33 protein-coding genes and 1 tRNA gene are annotated in these 22,884 nt (G+C 48.0%); 6 read left to right on the top strand and 28 right to left on the bottom strand.

All coding sequences use genetic code 11. The features are described 5' to 3' along the window. The first annotated feature begins 31 nt into the window (after nucleotides 1-31). A complete protein-coding gene (locus ACZ5AM_RS08055) occupies nucleotides 32-2,716 on the top strand; it encodes a DEAD/DEAH box helicase (protein ID WP_464914492.1) in 2,685 nt (894 codons plus the stop codon). 61 nt (nucleotides 2,717-2,777) lie between these two features. On the opposite strand, the gene ACZ5AM_RS08050 is transcribed toward ACZ5AM_RS08055, so the two are convergent. Further along, entirely contained in the window at nucleotides 2,778-3,395 is a 618-nt protein-coding gene (locus ACZ5AM_RS08050; RefSeq protein ID WP_464914491.1) for a YigZ family protein, read from the bottom strand. 7 nt (nucleotides 3,396-3,402) lie between these two features. Then, nucleotides 3,403-3,855 (bottom strand): HAD family hydrolase, encoded by a 453-nt coding sequence (locus tag ACZ5AM_RS08045; RefSeq protein WP_464914490.1) that lies wholly within the window; start codon nucleotides 3,853-3,855, stop codon nucleotides 3,403-3,405. Nucleotides 3,856-3,992: 137 nt separating this feature from the next. Between ACZ5AM_RS08045 and ACZ5AM_RS08040 the strand changes: the two genes are divergently transcribed. Together ACZ5AM_RS08040 and ACZ5AM_RS08035 are read left to right on the top strand one after the other, a co-directional pair. Next, nucleotides 3,993-4,793 carry a phosphatase PAP2 family protein gene (locus ACZ5AM_RS08040; protein ID WP_464914489.1) on the top strand — a complete coding sequence of 267 codons (801 nt, stop codon included), beginning with the start codon at nucleotides 3,993-3,995 and terminating at the stop codon, nucleotides 4,791-4,793. A gap of 45 nt (nucleotides 4,794-4,838) precedes the next feature. Then, nucleotides 4,839-4,915: transfer RNA gene (locus ACZ5AM_RS08035), tRNA-Thr, on the top strand. 280 nt (nucleotides 4,916-5,195) lie between these two features. On the opposite strand, the gene ACZ5AM_RS08030 is transcribed toward ACZ5AM_RS08035, so the two are convergent. The 15 genes from ACZ5AM_RS08030 to ACZ5AM_RS07960 form a co-directional block, all read right to left on the bottom strand. Continuing rightward, on the bottom strand, nucleotides 5,196-5,660 hold the full coding sequence (locus ACZ5AM_RS08030; RefSeq protein ID WP_464914488.1) for a hypothetical protein: 465 nt from the start codon (nucleotides 5,658-5,660) through the stop codon (nucleotides 5,196-5,198). 181 nt (nucleotides 5,661-5,841) lie between these two features. Beyond that, complete coding sequence (locus ACZ5AM_RS08025) at nucleotides 5,842-6,390, bottom strand: hypothetical protein (protein WP_464914487.1); 549 nt, start codon at nucleotides 6,388-6,390, stop codon at nucleotides 5,842-5,844. Further along, on the bottom strand, nucleotides 6,377-6,988 hold the full coding sequence (locus ACZ5AM_RS08020; RefSeq protein ID WP_464914486.1) for a TRM11 family methyltransferase: 612 nt from the start codon (nucleotides 6,986-6,988) through the stop codon (nucleotides 6,377-6,379). The genes ACZ5AM_RS08025 and ACZ5AM_RS08020 overlap by 14 nt, the downstream gene beginning before the upstream one ends. Next, nucleotides 6,988-7,158 carry a hypothetical protein gene (locus ACZ5AM_RS08015; protein WP_464914485.1) on the bottom strand — a complete coding sequence of 57 codons (171 nt, stop codon included), beginning with the start codon at nucleotides 7,156-7,158 and terminating at the stop codon, nucleotides 6,988-6,990. Before ACZ5AM_RS08015 ends, ACZ5AM_RS08020 begins: the two co-directional genes overlap by 1 nt. Beyond that, on the bottom strand, nucleotides 7,155-7,514 hold the full coding sequence (locus ACZ5AM_RS08010) for a hypothetical protein (RefSeq protein ID WP_464914484.1): 360 nt from the start codon (nucleotides 7,512-7,514) through the stop codon (nucleotides 7,155-7,157). Before ACZ5AM_RS08010 ends, ACZ5AM_RS08015 begins: the two co-directional genes overlap by 4 nt. Continuing rightward, nucleotides 7,511-7,756 (bottom strand): hypothetical protein, encoded by a 246-nt coding sequence (locus ACZ5AM_RS08005; protein ID WP_464914483.1) that lies wholly within the window; start codon nucleotides 7,754-7,756, stop codon nucleotides 7,511-7,513. Before ACZ5AM_RS08005 ends, ACZ5AM_RS08010 begins: the two co-directional genes overlap by 4 nt. Further along, entirely contained in the window at nucleotides 7,753-7,968 is a 216-nt protein-coding gene (locus tag ACZ5AM_RS08000; protein WP_464914482.1) for a hypothetical protein, read from the bottom strand. Before ACZ5AM_RS08000 ends, ACZ5AM_RS08005 begins: the two co-directional genes overlap by 4 nt. Beyond that, complete coding sequence (locus ACZ5AM_RS07995; RefSeq protein ID WP_464914481.1) at nucleotides 7,965-8,444, bottom strand: hypothetical protein; 480 nt, start codon at nucleotides 8,442-8,444, stop codon at nucleotides 7,965-7,967. Before ACZ5AM_RS07995 ends, ACZ5AM_RS08000 begins: the two co-directional genes overlap by 4 nt. After that, complete coding sequence (locus tag ACZ5AM_RS07990) at nucleotides 8,437-9,012, bottom strand: coiled-coil domain-containing protein (protein WP_464914480.1); 576 nt, start codon at nucleotides 9,010-9,012, stop codon at nucleotides 8,437-8,439. Before ACZ5AM_RS07990 ends, ACZ5AM_RS07995 begins: the two co-directional genes overlap by 8 nt. Before the next feature lie 17 nt (nucleotides 9,013-9,029). Beyond that, nucleotides 9,030-9,206 (bottom strand): hypothetical protein, encoded by a 177-nt coding sequence (locus ACZ5AM_RS07985; RefSeq protein WP_464914479.1) that lies wholly within the window; start codon nucleotides 9,204-9,206, stop codon nucleotides 9,030-9,032. 380 nt (nucleotides 9,207-9,586) lie between these two features. After that, nucleotides 9,587-10,015 (bottom strand): AbrB family transcriptional regulator, encoded by a 429-nt coding sequence (locus tag ACZ5AM_RS07980; RefSeq protein WP_464914478.1) that lies wholly within the window; start codon nucleotides 10,013-10,015, stop codon nucleotides 9,587-9,589. After that, nucleotides 10,012-11,013, bottom strand: a complete 1,002-nt coding sequence (locus ACZ5AM_RS07975; protein WP_464914477.1) for a hypothetical protein — start codon at nucleotides 11,011-11,013, stop codon at nucleotides 10,012-10,014. Before ACZ5AM_RS07975 ends, ACZ5AM_RS07980 begins: the two co-directional genes overlap by 4 nt. Nucleotides 11,014-11,015: 2 nt before the next feature. Continuing rightward, nucleotides 11,016-12,125 carry a hypothetical protein gene (locus ACZ5AM_RS07970; RefSeq protein WP_464914476.1) on the bottom strand — a complete coding sequence of 370 codons (1,110 nt, stop codon included), beginning with the start codon at nucleotides 12,123-12,125 and terminating at the stop codon, nucleotides 11,016-11,018. 53 nt (nucleotides 12,126-12,178) lie between these two features. Beyond that, nucleotides 12,179-12,622, bottom strand: a complete 444-nt coding sequence (locus tag ACZ5AM_RS07965; protein ID WP_464914475.1) for an AbrB/MazE/SpoVT family DNA-binding domain-containing protein — start codon at nucleotides 12,620-12,622, stop codon at nucleotides 12,179-12,181. A 168-nt stretch (nucleotides 12,623-12,790) separates the two neighbouring features. Then, complete coding sequence (locus tag ACZ5AM_RS07960; RefSeq protein ID WP_464914474.1) at nucleotides 12,791-13,828, bottom strand: hypothetical protein; 1,038 nt, start codon at nucleotides 13,826-13,828, stop codon at nucleotides 12,791-12,793. 142 nt (nucleotides 13,829-13,970) lie between these two features. Here ACZ5AM_RS07960 and ACZ5AM_RS07955 point away from each other — a divergent pair, with 142 nt between their 5' ends. Next, nucleotides 13,971-14,654: a hypothetical protein gene (locus ACZ5AM_RS07955; protein WP_464914473.1), complete on the top strand. Its 684-nt coding sequence runs from the start codon at nucleotides 13,971-13,973 to the stop codon at nucleotides 14,652-14,654. On the opposite strand, the gene ACZ5AM_RS07950 is transcribed toward ACZ5AM_RS07955, so the two are convergent. Next, on the bottom strand, nucleotides 14,638-14,796 hold the full coding sequence (locus ACZ5AM_RS07950) for a hypothetical protein (protein WP_464914472.1): 159 nt from the start codon (nucleotides 14,794-14,796) through the stop codon (nucleotides 14,638-14,640). The genes ACZ5AM_RS07955 and ACZ5AM_RS07950 overlap by 17 nt on opposite strands. 68 nt (nucleotides 14,797-14,864) lie before the next feature. Between ACZ5AM_RS07950 and ACZ5AM_RS07945 the strand changes: the two genes are divergently transcribed. Then, nucleotides 14,865-15,464 (top strand): hypothetical protein, encoded by a 600-nt coding sequence (locus ACZ5AM_RS07945; RefSeq protein WP_464914471.1) that lies wholly within the window; start codon nucleotides 14,865-14,867, stop codon nucleotides 15,462-15,464. Nucleotides 15,465-15,602: 138 nt separating this feature from the next. Here the strand turns inward: ACZ5AM_RS07945 and ACZ5AM_RS07940 are convergent, their stop codons facing one another. From ACZ5AM_RS07940 to ACZ5AM_RS07905, 8 genes are all read right to left on the bottom strand, one after another. After that, entirely contained in the window at nucleotides 15,603-16,511 is a 909-nt protein-coding gene (locus ACZ5AM_RS07940; RefSeq protein ID WP_464914470.1) for a hypothetical protein, read from the bottom strand. A gap of 83 nt (nucleotides 16,512-16,594) precedes the next feature. Beyond that, nucleotides 16,595-16,762, bottom strand: coding sequence for a hypothetical protein (locus ACZ5AM_RS07935; protein ID WP_464914469.1), 168 nt, complete (start codon nucleotides 16,760-16,762; stop codon nucleotides 16,595-16,597). Between the two features lie 264 nt (nucleotides 16,763-17,026). After that, on the bottom strand, nucleotides 17,027-17,464 hold the full coding sequence (locus ACZ5AM_RS07930) for an AbrB/MazE/SpoVT family DNA-binding domain-containing protein (RefSeq protein WP_464914468.1): 438 nt from the start codon (nucleotides 17,462-17,464) through the stop codon (nucleotides 17,027-17,029). A gap of 131 nt (nucleotides 17,465-17,595) precedes the next feature. Then, a complete protein-coding gene (locus tag ACZ5AM_RS07925; RefSeq protein WP_464914467.1) occupies nucleotides 17,596-18,741 on the bottom strand; it encodes a hypothetical protein in 1,146 nt (381 codons plus the stop codon). A 107-nt stretch (nucleotides 18,742-18,848) separates the two neighbouring features. After that, entirely contained in the window at nucleotides 18,849-19,160 is a 312-nt protein-coding gene (locus ACZ5AM_RS07920; protein ID WP_464914466.1) for a hypothetical protein, read from the bottom strand. A gap of 2 nt (nucleotides 19,161-19,162) precedes the next feature. Further along, entirely contained in the window at nucleotides 19,163-20,215 is a 1,053-nt protein-coding gene (locus ACZ5AM_RS07915; RefSeq protein ID WP_464914465.1) for a hypothetical protein, read from the bottom strand. A gap of 114 nt (nucleotides 20,216-20,329) precedes the next feature. Further along, nucleotides 20,330-20,611, bottom strand: coding sequence for a type II toxin-antitoxin system HicA family toxin (locus ACZ5AM_RS07910; RefSeq protein ID WP_464914464.1), 282 nt, complete (start codon nucleotides 20,609-20,611; stop codon nucleotides 20,330-20,332). Beyond that, nucleotides 20,608-20,994, bottom strand: coding sequence for a type II toxin-antitoxin system HicB family antitoxin (locus ACZ5AM_RS07905; protein ID WP_464914463.1), 387 nt, complete (start codon nucleotides 20,992-20,994; stop codon nucleotides 20,608-20,610). Before ACZ5AM_RS07905 ends, ACZ5AM_RS07910 begins: the two co-directional genes overlap by 4 nt. Nucleotides 20,995-21,177: 183 nt before the next feature. On the opposite strand from ACZ5AM_RS07905, the gene ACZ5AM_RS07900 reads away from it, so the two are divergent. Continuing rightward, nucleotides 21,178-21,960: a p24 family protein gene (locus ACZ5AM_RS07900; RefSeq protein ID WP_464914462.1), complete on the top strand. Its 783-nt coding sequence runs from the start codon at nucleotides 21,178-21,180 to the stop codon at nucleotides 21,958-21,960. Between the two features lie 166 nt (nucleotides 21,961-22,126). Here ACZ5AM_RS07900 and ACZ5AM_RS07895 read toward each other — a convergent pair whose 3' ends face one another. Beyond that, entirely contained in the window at nucleotides 22,127-22,612 is a 486-nt protein-coding gene (locus ACZ5AM_RS07895) for a hypothetical protein (RefSeq protein WP_464914461.1), read from the bottom strand. After that, nucleotides 22,609-22,809: a t26-17p gene (locus tag ACZ5AM_RS07890; protein WP_464916070.1), complete on the bottom strand. Its 201-nt coding sequence runs from the start codon at nucleotides 22,807-22,809 to the stop codon at nucleotides 22,609-22,611. The genes ACZ5AM_RS07895 and ACZ5AM_RS07890 overlap by 4 nt, the downstream gene beginning before the upstream one ends. Between the last annotated feature and the right edge of the window lie 75 nt (nucleotides 22,810-22,884).

Below are 22,884 nucleotides of genomic sequence, written 5' to 3'. Positions count from 1 at the left end.
TCTTTTTAGGCCTTTCCTCCCACTTTTCTCCATGTCCCTCTTTGAAGTCCTCAAGCCCCTCAAGTCGGAGATAGCTAAAGTCCACGTCTTCCCGCCGAGCGAGGGCGAGTTCGGCGAATTCTCCTTCAACAACCCTGAGGTAAACGCCCTTCTGGAGGAACTCGGCTTCACCCTCTACAGGCATCAAGTTGAAGTCCTCGAAAAGCTCTACTCGGGCAAAAACATCGTGGTGACAACTCCCACAGCGAGTGGGAAGAGCGAGATTTTTAGGCTGGCCATCTTCGACGCCTACCTCTCGGACCCGCGGAAGACCTATCTCCTGGTCTACCCCACTAGAGCTTTAATAAACAACCAGTACGAGAAGTTCTCCCTCCAGAACCTCGCCTTCTACCGCATAACCGGGAAGGGCATACACGCGAGGATCCTCACCGGCGACGTCCCCTGGAGCGAGAGGAGGGAGCTAATCCGCGAGAAGCCGAGGGTCATCTTTACGACCCCGGATATGCTCCACTATAACGTCCTGAGGAGATGGAGGGACTACGAGTGGCTCCTGAGGAACCTGCGTTATCTGGTTGTTGACGAACTCCACGTCTACCGCGGCGTCTTCGGGAGCAACGCGGCGTGGCTCTTCAAACGCTTGCTCTTTAGGCTTAAGCGCCTTGGAGTGAAGCCTCAAATAATAGCGCTCTCGGCGACGCTGAGGAACCCGGAGGAGTTCGCCCAAAAGCTCTTCCGAAGTGAGTTTGAGGCCGTAACGAGGGCTACTAACCCATTCCCGCGGAGGTATCTGGTACTCTTCGAGCCGAGGAACCTCGAGGAGAGGCAGCTCCTGAAGGCGGCTGTGGAGAGGCTCGCCGAGAGGGGCATCAAGACCCTCGTCTTCTTCGATTCCCGGAGGGGCACGGAGAAACTCCTCCGCTTCCTGCTCAACTCGCCTCTCTTTCACAGAACGAGCACCTACAAAGGCACGCTCCCAAAGAACGTCCGCTGGGAGATAGAGCGGGACTTCAAGGAAGGGAAGCTTTTGGTTCTCCTCACCACCAACGCCCTCGAGCTCGGCATAGACATAGGCGACCTCGACGCGGTGGTAAACTACGGCATTCCCCCGGATGGTCTCTTCTCCCTCATCCAGCGCTTCGGCAGGGCCGGACGGCAGGCCGAGCGCGAGGCCCTCAACGGCATCGTCCTGAGGAAGAACGGCCTCGACTACTACTACCGCGAGCACTTTGACGAGCTTGTGGAGAGGCTCGAGAAAGGAACAATCGAGTACATGCCGGTGAAGACCGACAACGAGCGCATAGCCGAGAAGCACCTTCACTACCTGCTCACCGAACTTGGAATCCTTGACTGGGACGAGCTGGATGAGTTCGAGAGGAAAATCGCCGAGAGGCTCGTCATCGAGCGCAAGGCCGACCTTAAGAAGAACCCCATCACCGGGAAGCTTGAACTCCGCATTAGAAGGCCTGCTTTCAGCTACTCCTCGCTGAGGACAGCCAGCGACGAGAGCTTCTTCCTCGTGAAGGGCGAGCCGTGGATAAGGAGCAGGTTGATGGAAAAGTCCTCGACGCGCGAGCTCCTCAACTTCATCAACTGGCTCAAGCTCAAGGGCTACGTCATAGAGGAGGTTGATACCGACGAGTACCACCGCTCGCTCTTGCCGGGAATGGCCTACTTTTCCAGGGGAGAGCTCTATATGGCTAAGGACCGCCTGAGCCTCGGCAACTTCCACTTCGTCTTCGCAAGGCAGCTCAACCGCCTCTGGGACGTCGAGACCTTCGTCTCCAAGAGGGAGGAGGTCGAGATACTCGAGGTCTCAGACACGAAGACCTACAAAGGCGTCGAGATAGGCCTCGGGAGGCTCCGCGTTAGGCATGTTTATACGGGCTACGCCGTCAAGGGTCTCGACATCGGCAACTACGTGGCCGAGCTGATGAGGCTCAGGGAGGAGGGAATTCTAAAGGGCGAAGTCTTCTCGCCAGCCACCGGGGAGAGGGTCGAGGAAGAGGACTTCTCGATACTCAACTGGGAGAAGTTCGCGAAGGTCGAGTTCGAGGAGCCCCATGTGAGGGAGTTCGAGACCGAGGGAATTTGGCTCGTCTTCCCCGACTCGATCAGAGAGGTTCCCTCCGAGGAGTTCAGAGAGTTCTTTGGGAAGGCCGCGGAGAAGGGCTATGAAGACCTAGCTTTCCACCTCTACGAAACCATTGACAGGAGAAAGCTCTTCCCCCTCTACCTCGGGAGCACGAGCTTCGTTATCAGAAAAACGATAGGCGACGCCCTCCAGAGGGCCGGGATAAAGGACGAGGAGCTGGCCTTCGCGATCAAGAAGATGGTTGACAGCAAGGACGGAATCGGAAGCGCGCTCCACGCGATAGAGCACAACCTCATCAAGATAGCACCGATCTTCACCTACGTTGATTCAAGGGAGCTCGGCGGCTACAGCTACGCCAGCTTTTCGGGGGAGCCATACACCGGACGGCCGGTGATCTTCATCTACGACGGCAACGAAGGAGGAGCAGGTTTGGCGGAAATCATCTACGAGAACATCGAGAAGCTCATGGAGAGGAGCCTTGAGCACCTCAGGGGTTGCTCCTGCAAAGACGGCTGTCCCGTCTGCGTCCTCTCGCCGAAGTGCGGCACCTTCAACGAGTTCCTGGATAAGTGGGCAGCGATAAGGGCCTGGGAGAGAATTTTAGGGGAAGAAAAAAGCGAGTGATGGCAGGATTTTTACACCCCTTGCTCTTTACACCCCGTGTAATTTACATGGGGTGTAAAAATCAGACCTCACGCATAAACAGCGGTCTCAGCCTCACTCTCCCCCGCGTCTTCTCAGTCAGAAGCTCCATCAGCGGCTCCGCTTCGCCCTTCCTCGTCTCGACCGTGAACTTCACAAGCTGGTCGTATTCCTCTCCAACCACCCTTCCACCGGCGTTCTCAACGGTCTCCTTAACCGTGTGGAATAGATTGTAAGGGAAGGTAACCTCAAACCGCTCCGTCTCGTAGACTTCAACAATCCCCGCATTTTCAATGGCCAGGCTTGCCGCGTCGCTGTAGGCCTTAACCAGGCCGCCGTAGCCGAGCTTTATACCGCCGAAGTAGCGCGTGACCACAACGACGACATTGCTCAGCCCCTTGTTCTGGATGACCTTGAGGACGGGCTTTCCCGCGGAGCCCTTTGGTTCTCCATCGTCGTCATACCTAATCGCAAAGTTCCTTCCATCGTTGATTAGGTAAGCGAAGACGTTGTGAGTCGCGTCGCTGTGGTGGGACTTTATCTTCTCTATGAAGGCCCTCGCTTCCTCCTCCGTGTTGGCCGGGGACGCGTAGCCTATGAAAACGGACTTCTTGACCACGAGCCTGGCGCTTCCAACGTGCCTGAGTGTCCGATACCCCACTCGTCCCTCACCTTCTCAGCGTCGCGATAAGCTTTCTCTCATCGAGAAGCATCGCCATCGCGTCCTTGACGTCCTTCACAACTACATCGCTCGCGAGGAGCGCATCAACGGTAGCACCCTCGGGCCCGATCACGCAGAAAGCTAACTCGGCCCCTTCGAGCATCGCCACGTCGTTGTTGCCGTTCCCGATGGCAGCGTATGGGGCGTAGCCTTTCGCTATCTCAGCCTTCTCGACGCCGCTTGAGACCCGCTCAATCCTGACCGGGAGGCCATTGAGCTCCTCCTCAAGCGTCCCGAAGGTATCTGCGCTGAGAACCACGACGGTGTACTTATCCGCGAGCCTCTCGAGCAGGTGCTTCACCTCCTCGCCTATTCTTCCTCTCTCGCCGAGGGTCCCGTTGAGGTCGAAGAGAACAGCCTCGAAGTGGATCTCCCCAAGGTTTGGGATCGAGATTCTCATACCATCACCCCTGATAGATTGGAGTGAGCCCTAAAAACTTAATCACGGGGTGGCATACAACTTTGTAAAGTCAAAAAGTTTAAATAGACATATGGTCTACTGGGGGTGGTGTTATTGTCGAACTAGGAGGGGAAGCCATGGGACATCGGCCTTTGGATCGTATAATCAGGTCACTGAACGACCATGATGTCCTCGTCAGGCTCAACACTTTCCTGCTCCTCTACTTTGGATGGATCGGCTTCACCGTCCTCTATGACCACTTCATAAAATACCACAGCAGGAATATCTTGAGCGTTTTCCTCAGGCTTCCATTCACATCGTACGACTTTGTCATATCCCTGCTCAACTTTTCACGGGCGATACCTCCATTCCACCTCCTGATGAAGGCTGTCTACTACGTTGGGTTCTCCGGTTCGATTGCACTGACCGTCTTTTTTGTCCTCATTTACTGGAGGGACCTGGAAAAATCTGATGAACTGGCCCTCGGCTACCTCCTGGCTTACACCTTCTCGGGTATCATGTACTCAATCTTCCACGTCTACGCACACCACTACGTTTACAACCTCCCCGGATTCTACCCGGACAGAACTTACTTGACCCAGCAGGAGTTTGTCCTCCCCTCCCTCCACAACACGGTAGCCGCCCTCAACATTCTGGTCCTGTGGAAATACCGGCGGGAAACATGGGGGAAGTTCGTTATAGGCCTCAACTCCCTTGTCCCCTTTGCTACAATCTTCCTCGGCCACCACTGGATCTACGACGCCCTTGCTGGAATACTCCTCGCGGCTCTGATAAGCAAGATGACGGACGGGCGGAGGATCTCCGTGCCCGCTGCTTTGAGAGACGTTCACATATCGAGCATCCAGAAGGCTACGGTTTTGGGCTTCCTCGCGGGAGGGTTCATTCTCTTTCTGGCGGTAACGCTCCCCAAGCCCTGAGCGGGAAAAACTTATAAACCCCTCCCCCCTTCTTCCCAACGGCGTGCCGGGGTAGCCTAGCTCGGCAGGGCGGCGGACTCGTAATCCGCAGGTCCCGGGTTCAAATCCCGGTCCCGGCTCCACAACCTTCCTTCTCCCACAAATGGCCTTCTCTCGTATGAAAGCCTCATTAAAACGGCATCCTCGATGAAACGGCTCCTGTTATACGTGGCTTTGTCGAGCATTTCGATGACCTGCGGACTAAGCGTGATGTGAATTGGAATACGTGTCCTCCTTGGCTTCTTTCTGGCCATTTCAATGCTCTCCTCCGCCCAATTTTGTGTGGCCACACGTGGCCATATGTGGCTACACTGAAACCATACCTGCGGACCAGATATAGCCATTACGGTCATGAGAATCACCTCAGATCTCGCCGGCCCTCCACAGGTTGTAGAATTTTGTTAGTGTGTTCAGCTTCTCAACGAATTCCCACGATAGGTTGAGCCTGTTCGAAGTCCTAGATACAATTCCGAGTTTTATGAGAGTCTTCTTGACTATGCTCCAGTCCTTCCTCAGCTTTGCAGCAGGATAACCCCTTTCACGAAGCTCCCTCTCGATGAGCTTGTTTATCCTCGTCTTGCTGATTTCTCCGTTGTCGAACTTGTTCAGGAGCTCGTGATACTGCTCAAGCAGGTCCTGCTCGCCGAGGTATTCGAGGATAACCTCAAGCCAATCCTCGGTGTAGGTCTCCCTCTTCTGCCTCAGCCGCTCGAGGAGGGCCTCAGCGATGCCTACGCGATGCTCGTCGTCATCGAAGATCAACTCAAGGAAGTTGTAGAGGCTCTTGAGCTCGAACTCGTTCCGCGGGAGAGCTATTTTGGGCTTCATGAACTCACCCCGCTCACAGTTTTTGTGAGTGCAGTAGTGCTCCTGAAAGAGTTCTCTGTGAAGGCTTGCCCACCCGTAAATAACCCCCCATATTCACGGAAAGCGTGAGCTAGGAAATGGGCTGCACTCGGTGAAACTGAAATCCTGTTCACAGTTTTTGTGAATACCTCGCTCACCACCATCACCCGCGCCCCCCTTTCAAAAGGAGTTCCAAGTCCGTCCTGAGCTCGTCCAGCCCATTCGAGACGATCAACTCATCCACGTCCAGGACAGCGTAATAATCCCGCTTCTTCCCCTCGTACCGCTTCTCAAACCTCGGCCTAACGTGAAGCACGTCAAACATGATGAACTTCTTATTCTCCACGTTCACGAAATAATACACCGGAATACTGAGCAATCGCGCCAAACGCTGGATCCTCAAGAACTGGTGCCCATTCAGCTCCAACTCGTACCCATTGAACGTCCTCTCGCTCTTGTACTTCAACTCGAAAGCCGCCCTGAAATCCTCCCCCCTATAACGCCCGAACTTATCATAAACCGGCAGGTAGAGGATCGAATCAACGTCCGTCATCCTGTACTGGTTGTGGAAGAGGAACTCAATCAGCCTGCTGAACTTCATCCTGTTCCTCCCATCCCTGACGAGCCGCTCCATGTAATCAAAAGCCGGGTCGTAATAATTCGGCCCGGCCCGAACATTAGTATAAACCATCGCCGCTCTAGCGGCCACCATCAGCCCTCACCTCCACATAATCCTTGAAAATTGTTCTAATTCCAAAATGCCTGCTCAAAATCACGCGCCAATCAAAATCTCTTCCTGAATCCTTGAACGCGTGCACTATCACCCTGTGCCCCTGCTTGAGTTCATAGCGAATGAGCCTTACCACATACGTGACTGTGACCCACTTCTTGCCCATGAGATTGCGCTCACTGAACCTGTTCTCAAACATCCTCCCAAGCTCTGAACCAGAAATGTGGAAATCTCGAACAAGGGAGATTGGAGCACTGCCCACGACTCTCATAGGATTCGGGGGGTCTGTGAAGAGGACATTATGTTCGAAGCGTTCTACTGCCTCCTTCGCGTCAACGCGCCAGTACAGAGCGTAGTCCGTGACTTCCTTGAGCTGTGGACGAAGGTACTCGCTCCAGTCCTCGATGTCAGAACCAATTGCAAAACGCGCTCCGGCTCGGACTGCCGCGTAGACGAGCGTGCCCGTGCCAGCGAATGGGTCGAGAACCACTTGTCCACGAAGATCCGCCAATTCAGCCGCAATCACTGCATCTCTTAGAGAAGTCTGTTGGGGGTGCAGGCGATAAAGTGCCCTAGCCATCACTCTCCACCCCCGAGGAGGACGGCAATAACCTCGCGCATGATGTCCCTGCGATAAGTTCTCCTGTAAGCCTCAACGTGCTTTTTGAGGCCCTTAGCCGCGGCCAGGATCTTCCGCCGCTCCCTCCGCTCGTTCTCCGAGTACAGTTCAAGGGCCGTCTGGAAGCTCACGAAACCACCCCCACAAGAGTCGCCTGCCTGAGCTCGGGAAGCTCGCGCTTTTCTTCGGCCTTCTTTCTACCAAGAAACTCCCTCGTCAGCTCCAGCTCCTCCCGCCAGAGGTCCTTCTCCTCGGCCCTCTCGAGGGCCACGAGGATAAAGTCGAGCGGAGCATCAACTTCCTCAAGGAGCTCTCGCCAGTCCTGGACGCGGTGGGTTTTTGTGGAGTGCACGTACCCGCTGAAGAGCCGCTCCACGTACCTGTACGAGTAGCCGCCGCGCTTCAGCTTCCTGATGACAACGAACTCCGTCCCTGTCCTCCTCTTGAAGCCCACAGCACCGAGCGGGACCCAAAGCTCCCGGTTCATGCCCTCACCTCCCTTCTCCTTATCGCGTTGAGGAGGTCCTGCAGGGCATCAGCATAGCCAGTCCAGTACTCGGCCCCGTTCTCCCTGCGAGCCATCGCGGCAAACGCGGCCTCCCTAGCCTCGTTGATTTCCCGCTCCAGCCACGTGATGAGGTCCGGCACTTCCTCGGTCTGCTCGAGCACCCTGTCCAGCTTCGCCTTCTCCTGAGCAACCCAACTCCAGAACTCAACAGATTCACTCATTCCTCATCCCTCCTCAGCCAGACGCGGAAGAGCTTGTAGCTCGACTCGACCGAGCGAACAACGAAACCATCACCCTGCAAAGCCTCAACCGCCTTCAGGAAGCCCTGAAAATCCTCCCACGAGGCTGGTGTAGTCAGGCTCAGCACTACGGCACCGGGCACTTCAGAGGGTTTGGTGATGCGCGCATTCTCCGGCAGCTTCACCCCGTTCATCCCAACCACCTCTCGGAGACGCTTGAGAGGTACTCGTAAACCTCGGCCTCCTCAGGAGAAAGGCGCGAGAGAAGACCCTCAGAATGCGGTCTCAGCATAGCCGCCGTCATAATCTTCCTCAGCCTGATAGCCCTAAGGTCCCGGACCTTCCGCTTCAACGTGGCGAGCTTCGCCAGCTTCACGTTCAACACTGACACGTCCCCAAGCCCGCGCCTAACGAAATTCTCCGCGTACCAAGTCCAGAACTCGGCCCGCCCGTAGAGGCCCTCCGGGAGCTTTGTTAATGGTTCAGACTCCCTCTCCTCTGTTATCGCCCTGTCCACTTCCCCGATCACCTTGTCCATCTCGTCAACCACTTCCACGAGGCCGTAGTTCCAGAGGACCTTCACCTCCTCCTGCGGGAGGAGGACGATATCGCCCTCGTTGAAGTTTGCTAGGGGCTTCAGCACTCTAACCGGGACCCGAACCTCAGACATCGGAAATCACCTCCATCACTTCTCCCGAGAAACGAAAGGAGTCGGCAAGCTTCACCACCCAAGCGGGTTCGCCATACCGTGGGTCCTTCTCGACCACTAGGCCAAGCTCTTCCGAGACGAGCACCTTGCCCTCGTCGATGAACCACTCCTCGAGCAGCTCCCGCGCGTGCCTCTTGAAGTCCGAAGAATAGCCGAGCCTCTTGAGGAGCTCGAGCATCTTGATGCTACCGTTCCTGCCGTAGCGCTCGATGACCTCGTGGATTTCAGTCTTCAAGCTGGTGGCCCTGCGCTCACGCGATGAAATTGCTCCTGCTTTTTCAAGCTCTCCCTGAAGCTTCTGAACAAGACGAGTTAGTTCCTCCACACGGGCCTTCAGCTCGGCGTTTTCCCTGCGGAGATTCTCAAGTTCCAAAGCATCAACAACTTCGCCCTTATGAGCCTGCCAGAGAATCGTGAACACCTTGCCATAACTCAGCCTGCCCCTGAACTGGTCAATTTCGTCTTTGATTTCTGCTTCGAGAGTTATTGCAAATGTGCGGGGATTTCTGTACTCTGGCTTCCTTGCCATGATGGTTCACCTTGGAATTAGGTCAGTGCAGACTCAAGCTCACGGGTCTTCTCCAGAAGCCAAGCGAGGTATTCACCCCGGGTCATGCCCCGGGCTTCCCTCCTGCGTTCAAACTCCTCCGCCACCTCGGGAGCAGCGGAGATTGAGAGTATGGTCGGGCCATGCTCATACTTCTTCGGGCGAGCCATCTTCATCACCTAACGATAATTTCGTCATAACGTAATTGTTGTTATTATTTAATAAACTTTTCGGGGACTAAAAAGTTCATCGCTACACAGTTCAGAGAACAGAAACAGAATAAGTCATAGTAGTATGTAGTATATTGAGGAATAAATTGTTTAACAAACAATTTATTTTTCCTCTTAGCTTGCTTATTTAGCTGTTTTTAGCTTCCACAAGCCTGCTTTATTTATAAAGGTCAATTATGTTAGAAAATAGTGGACATTACTCAACAGTCGAATAATGTTCAGAATTTTCTAACAGCATTGGCATTTATAAATAAACAAGCCAGCAGAGAAGAGAATAAGAAGAATAGAGAATTCTCAAGGGAGAAATAAATTGTCTGACAGACAATTTATTCGCCAAAATAAGATATATGATATATACCTTTAGAGAGCATAGATAGAAGTCTTTTCTCATCTTCCTCTGAGATGAGTTTGTATTCATTTGAGCGTAGAGCTTTCATGATTTTAAGCCCTGATTCGCCTATTACATCTTCAATCCTGATAAAGCCAATGAGGAGGACTTCGACGAAATCTCCGTCTGAGATATTTAACTCACGCCGTAGGCCGAGAGGGACGGTTAAAACACCTCTAACTGTCAGCTGTGCTAAAAACCATCCTCTGCCGGTGATTTTGTCGCCTTCGTATTTTCTCACGATTAGCTCGACTATATCGTGTTGATCCAGGCCGTAATAGTCTCTCTCGTTTTTAGGTATGGCTATTCTGCCGTTGCGGTAGACTTGAGCATGAAATTTGGCTAGTGGCTCTTGGCAGTTGCTCATTTTGATCGCCTCTTTCTTATGCGCACTCCCCATTTGGTCAAATCTGCTTTTGGCTTCTCTTCTTCCTTTTTGATTCTGATTTTTTGTTTTTCTTTTAGTTCTCTTTCTGCGGCTTTCTTGATAAAGAATTCTTTGAGGTCGGGGGCGGCCCTCTTGTTTGTTTTGACTTTTATGAGCTTTTCTTTCCAGTTCACTTCTATGAAGTCAGCGTATTCTAAGAGCTTAATAGCCTTGCGGAATACTGATTCTTTGAGTTGTTGTATGTTGGTGCTTTCAGAGATCCAGGGTTGAAAGAACTTGTTCAGTTCTTCGTACACCTCGTGGAATGTGAGCTCGACTTCTTTCTCGTAATAGATGGCCTTGTGCATTACGAGAGTTAGCAATATTGGCCATAGGCGGTATGCTGCATAGGCTTCTGGTGGTTTTTCTCGAATAAAGGAGTATCTTAGAGATGACGTGACAAGGAGGGGTATTTTGAACTTTTTCTTTTTTAGGGGTTTCATAAATTCTTCGCAATCAGGTTCACCTCTAATTTTCTCAAAGGTTATGATCTGATTTTCATTGTCTAGTAATGCATTCCAAATGATTAACCTCTCATCAAGTTTTGAAATGAGCCTCCACAATTTTCGTCGGTCTTCTTCGGATCGGATGTTTGAGAAGAGCAAAATAACGTTTGGTGTGAGTTTAAGATATTTTTCCACGTCTTTTAAATCATCGATAAGGTGCTCATCTTGGCCTTTAATCCCATATTTGTACTCGATTATTAGGAGTATGGCTTTTTGGGGAGTGTAAAAGACAATATCGGGCCTAACGCTGTGATTATTTTCTAATTTTAACGTGGGCTCAATTTCTATTGTGAACTTTCCTTGCTTACGAAAAAAGCTCCATATGCTGTAGAAGAGGGTAACTGTCGTTAAGTATCTTTCAAATTCATGCTCGATTTCTTTTATTTTGGAATTCAGTCGTTTCTGGTATTCTTCTACAGTTACTTCTTGCATATTCACTCGACCTCTGCAGGTTTGATACGTATCTGCAGAGTTGGAAGGATATCAAGGAGGAGAGATACGATTTCTATGAGGGTAGAGAAAGTAACTCCTCTACCAGGAACCAAGTCAATCTTATTTCCGGATGCGAAGAGTGCCAAGTTGGAAAAGTCCTTTCTGTCAATGAGTTCCATATGGAGATAGGGGTTTCCTGCATGAAGTACGCTGGACAGGTACTTAGTGCTCAGTACATTCCTGATATGGAAGAGGGTCTCTCGGTCTATTTCCGTGGGATATGTGAGTTGTATTATTTTAAGTGAGGAATCAGATGGGGCATCTCTTTCAACTTCCCTGAAAATGCTGGATTTCTCGTCAATTTTTCTAAGGAGCGGCCGGATAACATACATATAGAGGCGTTTATATGAGCCGTGATAAAGAGTTACAAATCCTTCTTCATATATTCTAAATTTCATGCCATTATCTTCAGTCTGAACAACAATTGAACTCCACCGGCCATTATTTTCAGTTGCTATTCTCGTTAGAAGTTCTCGGTCATATGCTAGCGGCCTCTTTTTCCATATTCTTCTTGTTTCTCCAGGCATCTTAAGAGTGCCATCAACAAATAGCAGTCTGGTTTGCGTACTCTCTGCAAATTCGTCTATAATATCGAATATGTCTTGTTGAGATATCAGGGAGCTTTCAAAATATGGTTTGGCGTTTCTAAAGAAGGTGTGCAATATAGTCCTAGCCCGGTTATCGTCACTTAGGAACAAATAGAACGTTCTGCTTTCGTCACGCGTTTTTCCGTCTCTGATTAGGTAATAATCTAAGATCAGATCTTTCCCAAGCCTAACGTAGTATAGTCTTTCTGTTATTCTCTCAATTTCAAAGGTTACTTTCCTAAAAAGAAGGGTTCTTAATAGATTTTCACTTTGGATATCTATTGAACACGTTGAGATTCCAACAGTAAGGGCATGCTTTGCAATGTTGTGCATGTACTTATCCTCGATGAGTTCATATAATTCATTAAGCGAACTAGCTTTTTCTGTGAATATAGAACTGTCCTCTTTCTGAGGAGGTATCTCATACATTCCTTGTGGATTCATTTCCGATAGTGCCTGCGCCATGGTCACACCTCTGGAATACAATTTGATCCTGGCCAATGTGATGACTGTTTAGCTTACATAATTCCTAGCTCCCCAATCTTAAATACGTTACGTACGTAATTAATGTCTAAGTTTGTGGCTTCCTGTTCAGGGGTCAGGATCTCATACTTGCCCTTTATCACGCCTCTGAGGAGTTTGGCCTTTTCGCCGAGAAGCTCTTCCGGTTTGATTATGTCGACGATAAGAACCTCTACAAAATCGCCCTTTTGGATTCCAAGCTCATCTCTGAGTCCCTTGGGGATCGTCATATATCCTTTGTCATAAACCCTAGCCAAGAAATGCCCTCTCAGGAGTCCTTCCTCTGAAGGCTTCCTTATGATGACTTCAATAAAATCTCCGAGATCAATGCGATAGTACTCCCTAATTGTGCTTATCAACGTAATTCTCCCTTGAATCATTACCTTTGTAGGATACTTCGCCAGCGGCTCGATGATTTTAGCGTTATCCTGGTCGGCCAAGCCTCTCCCTCCCGGACGGTTACCTGTATGGACACACTCATGTCCTTATTGTGCTTATTATCTTATAGGGTTTACCGTTAAGCTCGATGCTAAATAGGCGATTAATAGTCAGATGTACAAAATTAAGTTCTGCTCATCGGGTTGTCTTAATTGCGGATCTCTTTGGAATTATCTTTTGTTTCTTTCTTCAAGGTACGTATCAAAGTCAAAATATGTCTTTGCATGTGAGACTAAATCTTGTGCCCAATGATACCAGTCTCGGAATTTTGGATGAAAAAACAGCCATCCCCGCATTTTGTATCTAACTGTCACTATGCATCTAATTTCTACCCATTTCATCAGTTCTTCTGCTTCTTTTCCACTAATCTCCCTCTCTTTGCAGATAATTTTGTTTTCACCAATAACAAGAGCCTTCGGAGTACATCCGATCAGGTACAATAAGGATGTAGGAGCTCCAACTTGGATCTTAACAACAGTAGCAGTTATTGACAGAAAATTTAGTGGGGTTAATAATTTTCCCTGAAGTACAACCTCTCCTTCTGCACTAATTGTATTATCCTCAGGAGTTCCCCTTTTTATGACAATTCCCTTCGGCATGGAGGTATGAAATTCATTATCCTGCCAATAAATTTTGGCTTCCTTTACGAAGATGTTGTTTTCAAATGCTTTAGATATATCCACAAAGGACATAGGACTTGGAGACAAGACTGGAGATGTTCTCCCAAATACCGAACTTACTATTTTTATTGAGTGTATTTCTGGAAGATATCTTATCAAAATCCATTCAATTAAGTCTTGAATATTAGGATCATCAAGTTTGATATCATTGGCCTGGACTAATGCTTTTTGTTTGAATATCTTGCTAACTTCAAATGCCTTGAATGCGGGAAAATAATCCAGTGGATAAAACTCTCCAGAATCTTTATTTACTAGCAGAGGCATTGAAAAATTGGTAGTAATAGTTTCACCTAGGTAGTAATTCGTTAGCCATAGTGTTGAACCAACTATTATCAAGATAGAAAGAATGATTCTAAGCCCAAGCGATATATTAACGATATTCATAATCTCTACAAGTGAACTTGAAATGATGCCCACAGCTATAGCTATAAAAATTGCACTTGCGATGATCTGTAAAATCACATGGCGTCGTTCAATCATATCCGGAAAGATGTCATCGCGAGCCATTGTTTTGGGTATAGACCTCACGATGTATATTAAGGTTTTTCTTACCTTGGCTTCATGCTCATAAGGTTTACCGTTAAAGTGCTTATCGGAGGTGGTTGAAATAATTCCGTACGTAATTTATTTAAGTTCCATCGGGGTTTAACTTTCCGGTGGATTAAAATTGATGAAGCTCTTGTTTCCTCAGACTGTTAAACTAAAGGCGCTGGATGGCACGGTTAGAATAGAGTTCCTGAATTCTACTCATATAGATCTTATGAGGTCCTTTGACGCCGGACCTAAGGGTAAAGAGCAAACAGATTTTGCGAGGAATGACGCGTGGAACTCTCATAGCAGAGGCTTATCGACTGTGTTTGTTGTCCTCTCTGGAGAGGAGCTTTTGGGGTATTTTACCTTGTCTCCGTTTATTGTGAGTTTGAAGATTAGAGATGATCTGCCAGAGAACCAGAGAGAGCTTGTTGAAAAATTAAGGAAGCGTCTTGTGGAATTACTTGGGATGGATATTAAGTATTCCTCTGTTCCAACGATACTCCTTGGCCAGTTTGGTATTCAAGAGGAGTATCAAGGTAGGGGTATTGGCGGCGAGCTTCTGGCAGAGGTCATTAAACCTTATGCAATTCTTTATGCCGCTCAAATTGGTGGTGTTGGGTTGTCTCTTCATGCAAAAAAGAAAGTTGCTAAGCAGTTCTATCTTAATCCCAAGAAAAATTCTTTGGCTGAGGGCTTTTGTGTAGTCTCTGCAGGGGGGACTTATGAGTTGGTATATCCTTTTGTTAAAGAGGTTTCAGGAGTTAGAAAGAGGCTTATGGAATTGCTCCAGAAAAGAACTCAACTCAAAGAACGCCCATAAGGCCTAGGACTTTGTTTATAGTATCCTCTACCTCTTTGGGGTCTCGCTCTTTAGCTTTCTCAAATGCTCTCACGAAGTTCTGGAGCTCTTCGGGAGTCTCCAGTATGAGTTCGTAACCATCAAACTTGGCCATCTCTCTCACCGATATTCCCTTACGGAAGGAATTATATAAAGGTTTTGTAGTCATCAATTTGGGAAAAGTGAAAAGATTTGGGGGGAAGTGTCGTGCTTCGCAGGATTGGGTTAGTTGTAGGGTTATTTGTATTTTTCGGTGCACTTATCGTGAGTACTAATTCAGTCATCAAGAGTCTTCATCCGATATATGATCTTCAAGCTGGATTGACTGCGCTGGCTACGTATGGTGTTATTTTGCTTGTAAATGGCGAGCTCGTGAAGTATTTGGAGACAATTAGCAATAGAGAAGGAACTCCACAAAAACAGTTGCGGATTGCCATTGTTTCCTTTTTAGGCGCGTTCATTGGCTTGAATCTTTTAGTGGCCCCATTGATGTACGTGATTCTTAACTCGGAATTTTTTGAGGGAATTTCAGTTGGTTTAATATACATTTTTCTGGCTTTGGTATTTCCGGTTCTTCTTCCACAAATTTGGGTGTTAGCTGGTTCCCTCCAGAGCTTTAATTTGGAAAATGAGACAATTACTCTCTTAGTGGTCATATACGGGACGCCCACGCTCTGGCTTTTGCTGAACCATAGGCCCACCCAAGATATAGTTGCGGCTTACTTGCTGGTGGAAGGGATAATTCTCTTGATCATTTGGAAGGTATTGAGGGTTCACTCTGAAAGTCGATAGCATACGAGGGCTATATACTCGCGCAAAGTTATACTCTGGTTAATTCCAATATCCACGCACAGTAACTCGCCATTAAGCGAGTTGAGAAAGGAATTTATCTTCTTTTCAAGCCTGTCGAGATTTCCGTCTACAAATATTCTAACTCGCCACGCAGACATCGGAAATCACCTCCAGCTTTTTCGTTAAGGCGCGCATGGCAACGCGCCGCAGGTTAGAAACGAAAGCCTCATTCCAGGCCGACTCATGCTCCTCTATCACTGCCAGAACCGCCCTCCTCCTGTCGGCCGGATCAACCCGTTCAAGGGCCTTCTCCAGCCGCCGGCCCACCTCAGTCTCTATGAACTCCTTGGCCTGCTTGCCCCTCCTCTGCTGGATGAGCCGGGCGTACTCAGCATATGCAATCTCGAGAACAGCGGAGAGGTACTGCTCAGCGGCCTTCCCGCTCTTGAGGGTCTGGACCTGCGGGACGGTTCTAGCGACGGCCTCCCCAACGAGGAGACCCTTCGCGGCCTTGAGAGTGTCTTCCCTGTAGAGGACGTAGTCAATGATGTCGGCCTTTTCGCCGGGCCTCTTGAGGATCCATCCCTTGAATTCCTCTGCAATGTCCTTCGGGTAGAACTTGTCCGGGAACCTGTTGTGCTGATCCTTCTTCACTACGAAAGCCAGCTTAAGCAGGCGCTTGATCTTGTTCTCGTCCCTGAGGCCGAGGACTTCCGCGCAGAGGGCCTTCCAAGCTACGCCTTCCTTGGCCTTTTCAGCGAGGGCCTTGAGCATCCTGGCGTCCTGGTAGGATCTAACAGAGCGGCCCTGCTTGAGTGCCTGGTTCTCAAGCTCAAGCTTCTCGATCCGCTCTTGGAGGCGCTCAACGAGATGCTTGAGATCCTCATTTTCTTTTTCAAGCTCTTTTATCCGCTCATCTTTCTTTTTATTCTCCGAGTGAAGCTCTACCACGCTCCAATTTGTGTGGTGAAGAAGTGCATGGAAGAACTCCGCCCGCGAGAGGCCCAACTTAGTTCTCTCCTCCTCGGCAAATTCAAAATCCTCCAACGGTATATCTGCCCTCCACTGTATCAGAGGGCTTTTCCATTTCCGTGGACGGCCAGGGCCTCTCGCGGGAATTCTCATAGAACTCACCTTGTTGTGGCTTTGTATTTTGCCCACATGTCAAGAATCAGTTCAGGCCACGAAATGTTCCTACGCTGCTTCTCTTCTTCCATCTCCTTGTAGACGTCATATGGTAGCCATGCTTCGAAGCGTTTGACAGGCCCATCATACTTCATCCGTCTTCCCACCTTCACCACCTTACGAGATTTTTTCTCGAACGAGAATATTTCTCGTAAGATAGTACGGGAGAACTTCTTAAAAAGATTGCGTGGACGGTCATGTATAAAAATCAGCGGAAATGTTCAACCCATGACGAGCCAAGTTCGTAAATTCAAATATTTTTCCTGCATATTAATTAAGCCATCTTTAAAGAAGCCACGAGAACGCTTCAAAGAACAGATACTACTCTTTACTCTTCTCTTTCTCGCTAATTGAATTATAAGTACTTAATATTAAACTCAAACAAAAACATAAGTGAAGTGTTTCATGATTTTGTCTTCTGGAATTAGTTCTCCAGGCTTGATTTCAATCCATTTTCCTGACGTTTGAACCTTGGAAAGTAGCTGTTTACCTTTTTCACTGACTAACTCGTCAAACTTGTGATAACCGAGAAGAAGAACCTCCACAATGTCTTTTTCGCGCAGTTCAAAGTCTTTCTTGAGGTCAGCAGGAAGAAAAATAAGGCCTCTTGTCCCAACTCTTGTGATTAGATAACCCTGCTTAAGGACCTCGATTGTGGCTGTTTCGGGGTCAATTTTGATTTTACGGACAATAACTTCCACATAGTCATTTTTATTGATATTCAAGGCTTCCCTGATGGTTTTGGGAATAGCTACCCTGCCTTCTTTGTCCAACTTCGCATGAAACTTGGCCAGTGGTTCTTTGGCTTCTTTCACTGTCTCACCTCAGCAGTGCTGATTTTACGAATTATTCTTACGGTATGAATGCTTAAAAGGTTTGAGAAATTTTCCCGTGCGTGAGATTTTTACTTGGGGGCTGGAGTTAAAAGGAAAAAGGAGTAGCGGCGTTATTTGGTATAGAGGGTTAGTACTAAGTCATCAAGAGATGTTTGGGCTGTGATATAGTACTCGTGGTATTTTTCGAGGTCACTTATGGCGTTTGAGGCTGACAGGAGGGATATCAGCATTCCTGTTGCGAATTCTCTATGGAATGGTTTTGTGTAGAAGTACGTGCCGAGGGGATAAGTGTGGGTGTATCTCTTGGCTTGATAGTCATATTGTAGATTGGGATTGTAAGTGTAGGTGTATCCTTTGGATTGAAGGGCTTGAAGGAACATGGCATTCATGTCTTTTTGGAGTTCTTGGAGGTTCTGGTATGTTAGAGTCATTTCGCTGTTGTAAAGGTGGATGCTCCATTTTTCCCTCTCTTGGATTGGCACGTATCTTTTTTCTATGGTGATGTCCCCATTGGGATGTTTGGTTATCCTGTACAGTATCAGGTCGTGGATTTCGTGCCCTGCGTGCATTGTCAGTATTCTTTCGTATTGAGTGTATGGTAGGGGGAATGGATATGGCCAGAGAGTAGTGTAATTAATGTCTTCATAGTGGAAGCCTGCTTCTACGTCAAAAGCTGTCGAGTTCTGGATTGAGTAGTAGATGTAAGCTTCGTTGAAGATGTTCAGGAAGAATCCCGCGTATAGGAGCGCTATGTCTGCTCTGGAGCCACCTTTGCTTTTGATTGTTTCCATTGGAGTTTTTATGTCGTAGTAATGTCCAAGACTCATGCTTTTGTTTTCTTTTACCTCGTCTAGCGCTATGTTTATCGTGCCATAGCTGAGGACGTAGTACACTTTCTCGGTAGAGGAATTTGCATGAGGTGCTATTGTCGTGGTTAACATTTGTCCTAACTCGGAGAGTGTGTTTGGAGTTAGTGCGCAGTAGAGAGACTTATCGAAGTTGTCTCTCCAGTCATTACACATCTTAGGCTTTGGGAGAAGTTTCCATTTAGTGCTGTGTATTATACTCGTAGTGGTCTGCGGGGCTGATGTTGTGGAGATTTGGCTTTTGGATATGGTTGGGGTGCTGGTGCTTTCTTCCGTGGCTGAAACAGTTGAGGTTGTGCTGGTTGGTGTTTTGTTTTCGCTTATGCATCCACTAACGAGTGAAGTCAGTAAAATCGCCACGAGGCCTAGAGCTAGGGTCATCCTTTGCATGGCATCACCACAGAGAATACGAAGGATAATAAAAATCTTTTGGGCTTTTCTAGTTATCGGTCAGCGGCTCGATGATTTTAGCTTCTTGGTCGGTCATTGGCTCACCTCTATATGATGCCTTTTTGTTGGAGGTAATGAATGTATGAGGGGTAATCCATCGGGCAGTCTATAAGGTCGTAGAATGCTGGCCAGTCTACTTTGTGGGTGTGGGGGTCCTTAAAGCCGAGTTTTTTTGCGATTTCCACGAGAATCCAGGTAGGGATTTGTTTGGACTTGTGGCTGTGGCTTATTTTGGTTCTGATTTTTGTTTCTTTGCCGTCAATGAGCAGAGTGAGATAAACGTGGTCGCGGTTTTCTTCTTTGAATCCTTTTTTCTTTAGTGAGTTTATTATCTGCCGCCCTTTGTAGGTTTTGCGCATGTTCAGCCCTCCACGAGGTCTTTAAGTTTTCTTTTAACTCTAATTGCTGACTCGTGGAGTTGTTCGTCATCTGTTGTCAGGTATTCTTCGATTAGGAGGCTCAGGTCTTCTTTGGCCCTTTCCAGTGCTTCATTGAGTGTTCGCCCGCAACCCACTATGTTGAGTTCGTCGTTTTCCAAGCACCATACTTTGATTTCTTTCTTCCCTTCAGGCTCGGGCACTATTTCAAAAGTGACTTTGAGGGGGATTGGCTCCTTAAGAGGCAGTCCATCTAAGTCATCGATAGGTATCTCGTCTAATGGTTTTATGTTCTCTACCAATTCGAATTCGTTTTTAGCTTCGTTTAAAACGCCTCTCACCATAACAGGACGCTCGATGTTGTGCTTGATTTTCTCTTTGAGCTCTGGCTGTTTTATTGGGTCAAATTTGCCCCAAACGATTCTTCCGTCTTCGGTATACACTGCAAATCGTGGGGGGTGCTGATCCAGAGACACTCTGGTGATTGCTCCCGCAATTTCCTTGGAGAATTTCTTCATTAGGGTCTCATAGGCAGTCTCAACTATTCTCTTTTTTTGGGGATTGAACTTTGAGAACTTTCCTTGGGTGGGAGTTTCCCCGATGCCAATCTCTATTTCTTTTTCTTCGTCAGACCATAATTTCATAAGCCTTTTTAGAATGCTGAGTGCCTCTTTTTCGGTATGTCGAGTTAGTAACCACTCTAGGAGCTCTTTTTCGTTATTTATTTTGGAGAGATAGTTTATTATTTGATCCTCTATAATGCGATATGCTGGACCACTCCCATCTAAATATGCGAAACCTGAGTAAGGTAACATTCCTATTGCAGAACTTCCTTCTTGAATTGTTTCAACATAGAGGGTTAGGTGTTCCCTTTTAATTGACTTTTTAGTTGAAAGTTCGTAGAGTAATCTCTGGAAGTTCTCTAAAAGTTCAGCTAAGAGAAGAGCCCTGATTTTGTGATCCTTTACATGCTCTCCTTTTACTTTGAGCCATATTTTCCTTAGGGGCTTCTCTGGAGGCGATGTCATAGTGATCACCGTTATAAATTATTATAGACTATTATAACCCATGAGATTTTTAAGTCATTCCTTACATAAGACTTCGCCAGCGGCTCGATGATTTTAGCTTCTTGGTCGGTCATTGGCTCACCTCTAAATCACTTTTTTCTCGCGGAGCATGGTGAGGTAGTCTTCGTAGCTCATTGGGCATTTCACAAAGTCGTCGAACTGTTTGGGGTCGTCGAAGTGGAGCTGTTTCATTATTCTCCTCACGAGGGCTGGACCGAGTTCCTCTTTGTCTTTTCCTCTGCTGATGATTGTCATCACGCGCTTTTTCTTGCCGTTCTCATACAGGATGTATTTGGTGTGGCTTCCTCCTTCCTTTTCTACAAAGCCTTTCTTTCGTAGTGCTTTCTGGAGTTCTCTTCGCTTCATGGGCTCACCTCTATGTGTTTGAGGAGGGCGTCTCTCAGTTTTTCGGCGTCTTTGTCGAGGTTGTTCTCGTCTTCGAGAACGTATTCTTCTATGAGTGCCTTGAATACTTCTTCGGCGTCTGTTAGTGCTTCGTCAAGGGTTTGTCCGCACCCGTAGAGTTCTAGGTCCGGATTTTCGACGCACCATGTGCTGGTTTTGTGATTGTACTCGATTTTGAGGGTGATTGGTTTTTTTAGTTTGTAACCGGCAAGCTCTCCGGAGAGCTCTAGAGTTTTGAGGTTTGGGAGGATTTTTTTGAGGGTGTTGAGCTCGTGTCTGAGTTCTTCGAGTTCTTTTTCTAGTCTCTCGATGCGGTGAATGATGACTTGGACGCTCTCGCTCATGTGCTCACCTCTGGATTAGTGATTCATGTTTGTCAATACTGTGCTATTCCTTAAAAGGTTTGAGAAATTTTCTCGCGTGGGGGATTTTTACCCGGGTCTGGTGGAAACTTTGGCGAAAGCTTCTTATAGCTCGGCGTAAACGCCCTAATTGCTGATTCAAAAACGAGCGGAGGAGGGCCCGGGATGAGTGAGGATGCGGTTAGTTTGAAGGAGATCGCTGAGCCGAGGGGCTTGAAACCTGTTCCTGGTGTTGTCGTGGGGTACAGGCGGGTTCGAAGTAAAAAGGTGTGGGGATTTCTTACAATTTCGTTGATTATCTTGTTCCTTGGCCTTGCTCTTATAGTGAGTCCGCCGATGTCCTCAAAGGTGGAGGCTAACATAGATTACAAGTTACAGCCTCAGTACTATTTCCATCCTTGGTTTACACTCAAGAAGGGGGAAAAGCTGGAAGTTAGGGGAACGGTGAACGGAGGAAATAATGACATCTGGATTTATGTAAAGGAAGGCGGACGGAAGATCAAAGACTTTGGGCTTGTTGAGAGTCCGGTTCACGTCATCTTCACTGCTCCAGAAGAAGGCAATTATACGTTGTATATTGATAATACCATTAGCTTGGTGACGCCCAAGGTTCTGCATTTGGAGATCCTTAAATATTACTATGATTATACCGTGGGAGGCCTGCTTTTCTCAATTGGTATTGTGTGGGTGATAGTAGGCCTCATCGCGGTAGGAGTGGGTCAAAAGCGTCTCGTTCTGAGTGTGGGCGGAGAGACGTATGAGTTCTGGCCTGCTGGTGGGTGGAAGTTTGGGGTTGCTGTGAATGGTGTTGTTTTGGATGCAAAGATCAAGGTTGGGGAGAAGTTCAGGATAGGGCCGAATGATGAGCACGTGTTGGAGATTAAGAAGCTCTCCTGGAGGAAGGCCGGGTTTTTTGTTGATGGCCAAGAGGTCGGTCGATTGCCGTGAGAAATCTTTATATATTTTGTTGGTGTATCCTGTGATGAGCCCGTGAGAATGATCGGGCGATGAGCCGCACTAGCATGAGGTCCCGTTGGGGACGGAGTTGGCGGGCCCTTCGAGTGGTGGCCCTGGCAGACCCTTATGAAGCCGGGGATGCACCGTGAGAGGGGCTTCATAGTATTCCTCTTTTCCGCAGTTCTTTCTTGAGTGCGTTTGGATTTGGATTCTTCTCGTAAATCTCACGACTAATATACGCGAGATTGTCCGTGAGGAGAACAACTTGTCGAAACTCGTATCTCTTCTTAGCCAAGCTCTCTTTGAAGACATTCTTTTGGTTCAAGTACTCACTAAACTTTTTGAGTACTGCATCGTCAAGAATTAGAACCCGAATACTTTCGGATTTAGAAGCCACTTCGTCCCTAATCTCACCCAAAAATGGAGTTATGATAATTTTCTCTAGGTAGGGCTTTATCTTTTCAAATCTGCTCGGAAATTTCGCAATGTAGTTCCGCCGTTCCTGTTTTGGGAGTTCTGCTAAGTGTTTAAGCCAACTGCCTTTCTCTCGGATGTACTCAAGGTTATTATACTCTACCTCGACTAATGCGTAGATGGTTCTTTTCTGCCTGCTTCTGTCTACGGAGACGACGAGTGTCTTCATTCCACCACCAGCCAGCTCGGCCTCTTTTCCTCTGGAATCAGCTCGGCCAGCTCTTTAAGCTCTTCTGGAGCGAGGATGTAAACTTCCTCTGGAAGCTCGGCCTTTGAGGGGATGTAGATAAGCCTCTGCTCAACGTTATAGACTTTGCCCCTTTTCTTCTGCCTCTTGATGTGCTTGCGGACCCTGACTTTTAGCATTGGTCCCACCGTTATACTGTAGAAGGCTTTGCCTTATAAAGTTTTCTACTGTAGAAAAAAAGGAAAGGATTTTAG

The organism is Thermococcus fumicolans (genome assembly GCF_055386755.1).
Note: the sequence above shows the minus strand (reverse complement) of the source record. Positions and strands in the feature narration are given on the sequence as shown.